Source organism: Agrobacterium sp. NPDC090283, from assembly GCF_044769685.1.
Classification (GTDB): domain Bacteria; phylum Pseudomonadota; class Alphaproteobacteria; order Rhizobiales; family Rhizobiaceae; genus Agrobacterium.
Genome location: NZ_JBIVYG010000022.1, coordinates 78,616 through 86,719 on the forward strand (window position 1 = coordinate 78,616; position 8,104 = coordinate 86,719).

At 60.6% G+C, this 8,104-nt stretch carries 8 protein-coding genes; 4 read left to right on the top strand and 4 right to left on the bottom strand.

Annotation, left to right across the window (positions count from 1 at the left end; all coding sequences use genetic code 11):
• Positions 1–260 precede the first annotated feature (260 nt).
• From ACIQUH_RS24525 to ACIQUH_RS24540, 4 genes are all read right to left on the bottom strand, one after another.
• Positions 261–1,391, bottom strand: coding sequence for an Mrp/NBP35 family ATP-binding protein (locus ACIQUH_RS24525; RefSeq protein WP_400820011.1), 1,131 nt, complete (start codon positions 1,389–1,391; stop codon positions 261–263).
• A 119-nt stretch (positions 1,392–1,510) separates the two neighbouring features.
• Positions 1,511–2,734 (bottom strand): CmpA/NrtA family ABC transporter substrate-binding protein, encoded by a 1,224-nt coding sequence (locus ACIQUH_RS24530; protein WP_400820013.1) that lies wholly within the window; start codon positions 2,732–2,734, stop codon positions 1,511–1,513.
• Between the two features lie 78 nt (positions 2,735–2,812).
• A complete protein-coding gene (locus ACIQUH_RS24535) occupies positions 2,813–3,553 on the bottom strand; it encodes an autoinducer binding domain-containing protein (RefSeq protein WP_400820015.1) in 741 nt (246 codons plus the stop codon).
• 214 nt (positions 3,554–3,767) lie between these two features.
• Positions 3,768–4,637, bottom strand: coding sequence for an IclR family transcriptional regulator (locus tag ACIQUH_RS24540; protein ID WP_400820017.1), 870 nt, complete (start codon positions 4,635–4,637; stop codon positions 3,768–3,770).
• Between the two features lie 71 nt (positions 4,638–4,708).
• Here ACIQUH_RS24540 and ACIQUH_RS24545 point away from each other — a divergent pair, with 71 nt between their 5' ends.
• The 4 genes from ACIQUH_RS24545 to ACIQUH_RS24560 are packed head-to-tail and all read left to right on the top strand — an operon-like array spanning position 4,709 to position 7,942.
• Entirely contained in the window at positions 4,709–5,491 is a 783-nt protein-coding gene (locus tag ACIQUH_RS24545) for an SDR family NAD(P)-dependent oxidoreductase (protein ID WP_400820019.1), read from the top strand.
• Complete coding sequence (locus ACIQUH_RS24550) at positions 5,491–6,405, top strand: 2-dehydro-3-deoxygalactonokinase (RefSeq protein ID WP_400820021.1); 915 nt, start codon at positions 5,491–5,493, stop codon at positions 6,403–6,405. Before ACIQUH_RS24545 ends, ACIQUH_RS24550 begins: the two co-directional genes overlap by 1 nt.
• Before the next feature lie 15 nt (positions 6,406–6,420).
• Complete coding sequence (locus ACIQUH_RS24555) at positions 6,421–7,050, top strand: 2-dehydro-3-deoxy-6-phosphogalactonate aldolase (RefSeq protein WP_262534866.1); 630 nt, start codon at positions 6,421–6,423, stop codon at positions 7,048–7,050.
• Between the two features lie 4 nt (positions 7,051–7,054).
• Positions 7,055–7,942 (top strand): SMP-30/gluconolactonase/LRE family protein, encoded by an 888-nt coding sequence (locus ACIQUH_RS24560; protein ID WP_400820023.1) that lies wholly within the window; start codon positions 7,055–7,057, stop codon positions 7,940–7,942.
• Positions 7,943–8,104 lie beyond the last annotated feature (162 nt).

The window sequence follows — 8,104 nt, forward strand, 5'->3', positions numbered from 1 at the left end:
GGCACGCCGGACAAGCCGGATTTTCACAATCCCGCCCGCCAGCCCGCCAGCCCGATGGACCAAGAGCCAAACGGCGCAGGCGTATGCGCCCAAAGCGAGGGGCAATCAAGCAATATTTTTTCGCGACAGCATTGCAGGCGAAGCATTTCTGGAGTTCAGATCAGGAAAACCTGTGCGATAATGGCGGTTAATCTTCTGTTTTCAAAGAGCTATTCAAAGCGGACCGACATCTGCCCGACTTTGTGCCCGTGACTGGCGCACTATTCGAAAACGATTTTCGGCGCCGCTTTTCTCTCGCCCGCACCGATGCGCGCCCAGACTTTTTCCGCAATGTCCCGATAGATAGCGGCCTGCGGACCGTTGGGCTCTGCGGCGACAACCGGCGTTCCCGCGTCCGACATTTCGCGGATGGAGATGGTGAGCGGCACTTCGCCGAGGAAGGGCACGCCGATCCTTTCAGCCTCCGCCTTTGCGCCGCCATGGCCGAAAATATCGTAACGCGCACCGGTATCGGGCGCGATGAAATAGCTCATATTCTCGATGACGCCGAGGAGCGGAACCTCCACCTTGCGGAACATGGTGATGCCCTTGCGCGCGTCGATCAGCGCCAGATCCTGGGGCGTGGAAACAATGACGGCGCCGGCGAGCGGCACCTGCTGGGCGATGGTCAGCTGCGCATCGCCGGTGCCGGGCGGCATGTCCAGCACCAGCACATCCAGTTCGCCCCAGGCCACTTCGCGCAGCATCTGCATCAGGGCGGACTGCACCATCGGCCCGCGCCAGATCATCGCGGCTTCCTCATCCACCAGAAAGCCCATGGACATGACCTTCAGGCCATAATTTTCCATGGGAAGGATGATCCGGTCTTCCTGCTGCCTGGGGCGGCCGGAAATTTTTAAGAGTCGCGGCAGCGAAGGGCCGTAAATATCGGCATCCAGCATGCCGACCTTGAGGCCGAACGACTGAAGACCGAGCGCCAGATTGACCGCGGTCGTCGACTTGCCCACACCGCCCTTGCCCGAAGCCACGGCGATGATGGCCCTGACACCCGGGACGCCCACCTTCGAGGAGCCGGGCTGTTGGGCCGGCCGGCCGGTTGCAGCGGCGGGACGCGCCGGCGCCGGTTGCTGCTGGCCGGGCTTGCGGTCGGCCGTCAGCGCGACGACCGCGCCGACAATACCCTCAACGCTCTTGGCCGCCTGTTCCGCGGAAAGCCGCAAGGGCTCCATCTCCGCAGCCTTGTCGGCCGGGACCGTGATCGAGAAATAGGCCTTCGCATCGGCGATGAAGATTTCCGAGACCATGCCGAGTGCGACGATGCTCTTACCGCTGCCGGGATAGATCACCGCTTCCAGCGCCTTTTCCACCTGGCCCTTGCTGACCTCTGCCATATTCCTGCTCCGCTTCATCATCCGACCGGGTATTGCGTGCCATCCATAGACAAGCCGGAGCGCTTCGCCAATGCCAAAGCGCGACCGTCCGGTATTCGCGACGATTTAACGCTGCCTTTTCAGATTTCGTCATCCATCGCGAGTGTTTCCGGATCGAAGACATGGCCATCGAAAAAACAGTCGGGGCCGAGCACGAGACCCGTGCGCGATGCACCGACATGAACCGGCTCCCTGAGCGTACCTTCGAGCTTCAGATTCGCACCCGGCACCGGCACGAAAAGCGGCTTCATCGCCTTGCGGAAAATATCCGGCCGGTAGGCGTTGCGGGCCGCCTCCACCACGACTGGATCGAAGCGATAATCGGCGGAAACCTCGCCCCAGCGCAACATCTGGCTGAAGAACCACAGGGCCTGGCTCTGCCATGGGAAATTGGCGGCCTTGGCGCTCGTCACGAAGAACTCCTGAAACCGCTGCATGTCTCTCTGCGAGGTGGAAATATAACCCGTCAGCGCCGGCAGCAGGAATTCGCCGTTCTCATCCATATATTGCGGGGCAGCGAGGATGCCGGCCAGTTCCTCTATATTGGCCGTATTGGCGCACCATTCGCCGGCGCGGTAAAGGGCGCGCAGCAGCCCTTCCAGAAGGGCGGCGTTGTCCTCCGCCCAGCCTCTCTTCACCGCCAGTATCTTTTCCGGCGCGTTGTGCCAGATCAGCGCCCCGGTGGTGACGATCCGGCCGGCACCACCCAGCACCACGGCGCTGCCCGCCGGTTCGGCGGTACAGAGCGCATCGACCTTGCCGCTTTCCAGCAATGCCGGCATCGCCTTTGGCAGGGCTTCGACGATTTCCATGTCCCGGCCGAGCAGCACGCCGCAGCTGCCGAGCAGATAACGCAGGGCATAAAACGGCGTGGAGACGATATCTTCGACCGCAAAAACCGGCGGGTTTTCGCCCGCTGCCCGACGCGCGGCGCAGACACGGGCCATCGCCCGCCCGAAAGCCGCCGGATCCGGCAGCTTCAGCCCTTGCCTGTAAAGTTCATCATAAAATCCGTGCGAAACGGTCGTTGCCGATCCGCCAAGGGAGAGCGTGAAAACACCGACAATATCGGCCGGCAGCTCATCGAGACCGACAGCGGAACCGACGGGAGCCGGGGCAGGCAGATGCGCGACATGAACGTCATCGGCGCCAAGCGCCGCAAGCACGGCGCGGGCGGACTGTTTTCGGAAAAGTTCGAGTTCTATGCCTTCATCGGCAGCAAAGCCTTTTTCGGCAGCGGCTATCAGCACGGCGCAGTCGATAGTCGGAGAAAATCCCGCTTTTACCTTATGCCGATCCGGCAAACGATTTCTCCTTTCCGGTGATTCGGAAGAAGGATCGCCCAGGAAGCGGTTTATCACAATGATAAAATTACGGTTTCGCTATTTTATCAGGCCGACCCGCAACGCTTTTGCAACGGCCTGGGTGCGGTTGACCGTGTCGAGTTTTTTCGTCGCGCGGTTCAGGTAATGATTGATGGTATGTTCCGACAGCATCATGATTTCGGCAATTTCGGCGCTGGTCTTGCCGGCAGCGGTCCAGTTGAGGCAGTCGATCTCCCGCTCGCTCAATGTTTCGGGAACCCTGAGGTCGAGGCGGCGTATTTCAGACAGCCGGGCAAAGATGTGGCTGGAAATGTAAAAAAGCTCCGCAAGCCGGCTGGCGGGCAGAGCCGTTTTATTGCCGGAAAAGGATACCGCGCCCCGTCTCATGGTGATGTCGTGAACGGGAAACCACACCGAATTGATCATCTCGAAACGTTCGAAAAGGTTGATCACGGTCTTCTTGCCGATTTCCGCGTCGCCTTTGACCAGAAAATCCATGGAGACGGAGAAGGGTATGGTCGATTTTTTCAACTGCGCCATTACCCGGCTTTTCTGCAGCATGCCCTCTTCATCGTAACGCTGCAAAAGCTCGGCTGGCCAGCTGGTGATGATCGTATATTGCGACAGTTCGCTCGCCACTTCCGACGACAGGTCGAGCACCATGAAAGCCCTGAATTCCCAGGCCTCCGTCAGCCGTTTCAGAAAGCGGAATATATCGAATTGCGTATTGAGATCGGCGATCTCGCGAACGCAATCAACACCAATCGACTGAACGGCGGCCGTCTCTGTTTTCTGCATCAAAGCTGTTCTTCGAGAATGAGAAAATGCCGCCGCAAAGGCCCGCCCTTGCCCGGAAATTGTTGCGGATGTTACTCACCAAAACGATTCATGCAAACAAAAGTTGAAAACTTAATTCAGAATAGTCGAAAATAATATCGAACGCGTCTGAATGGGTGCATGGCCGGCAATTTCACCCCGGAAAATCCAAGGGGTCCGGGCCTACGTATTTTCCTCAACCATCCGCAACCGGCGATAATCTGCAGGCAAGATCATCGGAAATTTTATCGGCGGTCTCACGCACCAGTGGGGCCCATTTGCGAAGCTGTTCCACATCCACGCGATAGGCCGGACCGGTGACGGAAATCGCCGCGCGAAAATTGCGGCCGGGCGCCCGGACCGGTGCGGCGACACAATGAATTCCGATCTCGTGTTCCTGAAGGTCGAAACCGTAACCAATGTCGCGAATGGTCGCCACGTCAGCCATCAGCGCTTCCGGTGTCGTGATGGTGCTTTCCGTGAAGCGATGAAAATCCAGTTCCGCAGCCAGTTTCCCGAGATCATCGACTGACAGCAGCGACAGCGCCGCCTTGCCCACCCCGGTGCAATAGGCCGGTGAGGTCTTGCCGACCTGCGAATGCATACGCAATGTGTGCTGCCCCTCCATCTTGTCCAGATAGGTGACCTGCCAGCCGTTCAGGACGGCAAGATGCACGGACTCCTGCGTCGCCTCCTGCAACGCCGCCAGATGCGGGGCCGCGACGCTGCGCAGATCGTTGCCGCTCCAGGCCCTTGCGGCCAGTTGCAGCAACCTCAGCCCCACGGCATAGGTCTGATCGGCAGCGTGATCGACAAGGCCTTCGGCGACAAGATGGGCGAGCTGGCGGTGAACCGTGCCGCGCGGCTGGCCGCAGGCTTCCACCACATCGGTAAAGCGCATCGGCTTGTCGGCAAAGGCGATCAACTCCAGCAGCGAGATGGCCTTGCCGAGCGTACCCGTCTCACTTCGGCTTTTCCGTTGCGGCATCGGAACCGTATCAGGATTTGGCCCATTGGGCTTTTTATGATCGGGCATGGCAACATCCATCGTCATCCGCCTTGACATAAGCAAGACGCCAAGAGAATAATTCCACTTAGTAAAATCTAGTTCCAAATAATGGAACAATCAAGCCTTTCATGGACGAGATGACGCCGATGACGCAAGCCCAATTTCCGGACCTCAAGGATGCGGGCGTGCTCGTCACCGGCGGCGGTTCCGGCATCGGGGCCTGGCTGGTGGAAGCCTTTGCGATGCAGGGCGCGAAAGTTGCGTTCATCGACATCGCCGAAGAGCCGAGCCTGGCGCTCGTCAATCGGCTTGCGACAACCGCGCAGCATCCCGTCCACTTCTTCAAAACCGACCTTCGCGATATCGCGGCGATCGGCAAGACGGTGGAGGCGGCGGCTTCCGCCACCGGCGGCATCAAGGTGCTGGTCAACAACGCCGCCTGGGACGACCGGCATGACATAGACACGGTGACGGAAGCCTATTGGGACGCCAATCAGGCGGTCAATCTCAAGCAGATGTTCTTCACCGTTCAGGCCGCCCTGCCCTATCTGCGGCAGGCGAAGGACGCGTCCATCGTCAATTTTTCGTCCATCTCGTTTCTGCTCAACATGGGCGAGCTGCCCTCCTATGCGGCGGCCAAGGCCGGCATTATCGGGCTGACGAAGAGCCTCGCCGGCCGGCTGGGGCCGGAAAATATCCGCGTCAACACGCTGCTGCCGGGCATGATCGTGACGGAGCGGCAGAAGGAACTATGGCTGACGGATGAGGGCATTGCCGCCACCACCGCACGGCAATGTCTGAAACGCACGCTCGTCGCCGCCGATCTGGCGGGTCCGTGCCTGTTTCTCGCATCATCGGCATCGAGCGCCATCACGGCGCAATCCATAATCGTAGACGGAGGCCTCCTATAATGTCTGAACCCGCTTTCATCGCCGTCGACTGGGGTACGACCAGTTTCCGGCTCTGGCTCATGAGCCGATCGGGCGCGGTGCTGGCGGAGCGCAGAAGCACGGAAGGCATGACCACGGCCATGCGGACCGGTTTTGCCGAGGTGCTGCAGTCGCATCTCGATGCCATCGGCGCGCCGGAAGGTTTGCCGGTTCTCGTTTGCGGCATGGCGGGTGCACGGCAGGGCTGGGTCGAGGCGGGTTATATCGACGTGCCGGCACCGCTTTCGGCGGTTCTCGACGGCGCGGTTCGCGTGCCGGGTCAGGCGCGGGATGTCCGCATTCTGCCGGGGCTGGCGCAGCGGGACAAAAACGCGCCCGACGTGATGCGTGGCGAGGAAACGCAATTGCTCGGCGCTCTCGCTTCTTCGGACGCCGGTGAAAAACTCGTCTGCATGCCCGGCACCCATTCCAAATGGGTCACCGTCAAGGATGGCGGCGTGACCGGCTTTGCCACTTTCATGACCGGCGAACTCTTCGAGGTCGTCTCGAAACAGACCATCCTTTCCCATGCGGTGGCCGAGGCCGAAGCCTTTACCGGCGAGCATGCGGCTTTCACGGCGGCGGTGCGCGACATCTATGCCAATCCGCAGCTTGCCACCAATCGCTTTTTCACCCTTCGCTCCGGCCAATTGCTGCACGGCCTCACCGCCACGGATGCCAAGGCCAAGCTCTCCGGCATCATGATCGGGCTGGAAATCGCCGGTGCGCATTCCACCGCGCGGCGGGAGACGCCGGTGGTGCTGATCGGTTCCGGCGCGCTCGGCGCGCTTTACGAAGGCGCCTTCACCGCCCTTGATATCCACTATACGGTCATTGATGCAGACGAAGCCGTGCGGCGCGGATTGCTGGCCGCTGCAAATGCCATCTGGCCATAAGAAGAAAGATCGACCATGCGTATTCCCTTCCCTTCCATCAAATATCCGCTGATCGCCATCCTGCGCGGTCTGAAGCCCGAGGAAACCGAAGGCGTCGTCGGCGCGCTGATCGAAACCGGCTTCCGCGCCATCGAAATCCCGCTCAATTCGCCCGATCCGTTCCGTTCCATCGAAATCGCCGCGAAGATGGCGCCCGCCGATTGCCTGATCGGCGCCGGCACTGTTCTCAGCGTGGAAGACGTGGCCTCGCTGGATGCGGCCGGCGGCAAGCTGATGGTCAGCCCCAATGCCGACGCCGATGTGATCGTTGCCGCGCGCGTCAAGGGCATGGTGACGATGCCGGGTGTTCTGACTCCCACCGAGGCGCTGGTAGCCGCAAAGGCCGGCGCGACGGGGCTGAAATTCTTCCCCGCCAGCATCATCGGTCCCGCCGGCATCAATGCTATCCGGACGATCCTGCCGAAGGATCTGGTCATTGCCGCCGTCGGCGGCGTTTCTGACAGGAATTTTGCCGAATATACCTCGGCCGGCATTGTGGCTTTCGGGCTTGGCACCAGCCTTTACAAGCCGGGCATGACGGCGGCGGAGGTGCGCGAACGCGCCACTGTCACACTTTCAGCCTATGATGCAGCCATCGGAGGATAAGAGCTTGGCGACTGTTTTTCCCTTTGCCGGACGTGTTCTGGACGAAACGCCGATGCTGCTCGGCGAAGGCCCGACCTTCGACCCTGCGACCGGCACCGCCTGGTGGTTCAACATTCTCGAGCGGGAACTGCATGAGCTGCATCTCGCCTCCGGCCGCAAGACCGTGCACGCTTTGCCCTTCATGGGCAGCGCGCTCGCCAAGGTCAGCGACAGCAAGCAGCTGATCGCCTCCGATGACGGGCTTTTCCTGCGCGATACGGCCACCGGCGTGCTGACCCTGCATGCGGAGCTGGAAAAGGATCTGCCCGACAACCGCTCCAATGACGGGCGCATGCACCCCTCCGGCGCGCTGTGGATCGGCACCATGGGCCGCAAGGCGCAGACCGGTGCGGGCAGTATCTATCATGTCGCGAAGGGCACCGTGACCAAGCTGTTTGCCGAAATCAGCATTCCGAATTCGATCTGCTTCTCGCCCGATGGCGCGACGGGATATTACGTCGATACCAAGGTGAACAAGCTGATGCGCGTGCCGCTCGATGCCGAGACCGGCCTACCCGCCGGCGAGGCTGACGTTTTCATCGATTCCACCGGTATCAAGGGCGGCATTGACGGTTCGGTCTGCGATGCCGAAGGACATATCTGGAACGCCCGCTGGGGCGTCGGTGCAGTCGATCGTTACGATGCGGATGGCAATCACATCGCCCGATATGAGGTGCCCGGCGGACAGACGACCTGCCCGGCCTTCATCGGCCCCGACGCATCGCGGCTTCTCGTTACCTCGGCGCGCGAACATCTCGATGATGACGCCATTGCCGAAAATCCGCAGCATGGGTTGACGTTCGAGCTGGGGGTTGAGGTCAAGGGCCGGTTCGAGCCGCTTTACCGGTTGTGACGCGGGGCTTAGGCCGCCCTCAACAAACGCGGAGCCCATTCTCGTAAGCGAACGCTCCCGAAACGACTTCCCTCATCAAGTCAGTCGTATTTGCTCATTTTGATATTCTTTCAATCTTGCGTTTGCGATGACGATGATGTGGCGCATGATTGCACCAAGAGC